We start from the raw sequence: 1,223 nt of genomic DNA on the forward strand, positions 1-1,223 counted from the left end.
GCAGGGAAGGAAGAAGCTGACCCGGGAGCGGGCGGCATACTTCCAGCTCATGCAGCAGGGGTACAGCAGTTCGGAAGCCTGTCGGATCGTCGGGATCGACCGGCGGACGGGCAAGAAGTGGCGCAACGGAACACATGCGTCCGGCGGCCGGAAGGCGCTGCCTCCGATGAATCAGGAGCCAGCGCCTTCCGGCCCGTCCCGTTACCTACGCGAAGCTGACCGCATTCACATCGCCGACCGGCTGCGGGAGAAGGCCACCGTCCGTGCGATAGCCGCCGAGCTCGGCCGCAGCCCGTCCACGGTCAGCCGGGAGATCCGCCGCAACCGGCATCCGGTCAACGGCCAGTACCGGCCGCACGCGGCCCAGGCCCGCGCCGATGCCCGCCGGCCCCGGCCCAAGCCCGGGAAGATCGGCCAGAACCCGCAGCTGCGGGACTTCATCCAGAACCACCTGGACATACGGTGGAGCCCTGAGCAGATCTGCCAGGCTCTGCGGGCACAGTTCCCCCAGCAGCCGGAGATGCACGTGGTCCACGAGACGGTCTACCAGGCCCTCTACGTCCAGGGCCGGGGCGAACTGCGCCGCGAGCTGGCCCGCGCCCTGCGATCGGGCCGCGCCCGGCGCAAACCCCGCCGCCAGGCCCAGCAGCGCCAGCCGCGGTTCGCCACCCCGATGGTCATGATCACCGAACGACCGGCGGAGGCGGAGGACCGGGCCGTCCCCGGCCACTGGGAGGGCGACCTCATCATCGGCAAGGACGGGAAGTCGGCCATCGGCACACTGGTCGAACGCGCCACCCGCTACGTCATGCTCCTGCACTTGCCTGGCGACCACGGCGCCGAAAGCGTCCGGGACGCGCTGGTCACCACGGTCCAGACCCTGCCCGCCCACCTCCGACGGTCCCTGACCTGGGACCAGGGAAGCGAGATGGGCGCCCACGGCTCCTTCACCATCGCCACCGACGTCCCGGTCTACTTCTGTGACCCGGCCAGCCCCTGGCAACGAGGCTCGAACGAAAACACCAACGGCCTGCTCCGGCAGTACTTCCCCAAGGGCACCGATCTCTCGGTCCACGCACGCGAACACCTCGACGTGGTTGCTGCTGAACTGAACGGCCGCCCACGCAAAACGCTCGGCTGGGAAACCCCAGCCGAGCGCCTGCATAAGCTACTCGCGGCCTGATCAACACGACCATGTGTTGCGACGATCCCTAGAAACCGCC

At 69.1% G+C, this 1,223-nt stretch carries 1 protein-coding gene; it reads left to right on the top strand.

Annotated features, from left to right (window positions below; translation table 11 throughout):
* Window positions 1-49: 49 nt before the first annotated feature.
* Window positions 50-1,183 carry an IS30 family transposase gene (locus IE172_RS01815; RefSeq protein WP_438817005.1) on the top strand — a complete coding sequence of 378 codons (1,134 nt, stop codon included), beginning with the start codon at window positions 50-52 and terminating at the stop codon, window positions 1,181-1,183.
* Window positions 1,184-1,223 lie beyond the last annotated feature (40 nt).

Source organism: Streptomyces griseoflavus (genome assembly GCF_014649995.1).
Classification (GTDB): domain Bacteria; phylum Actinomycetota; class Actinomycetes; order Streptomycetales; family Streptomycetaceae; genus Streptomyces; species Streptomyces griseoflavus.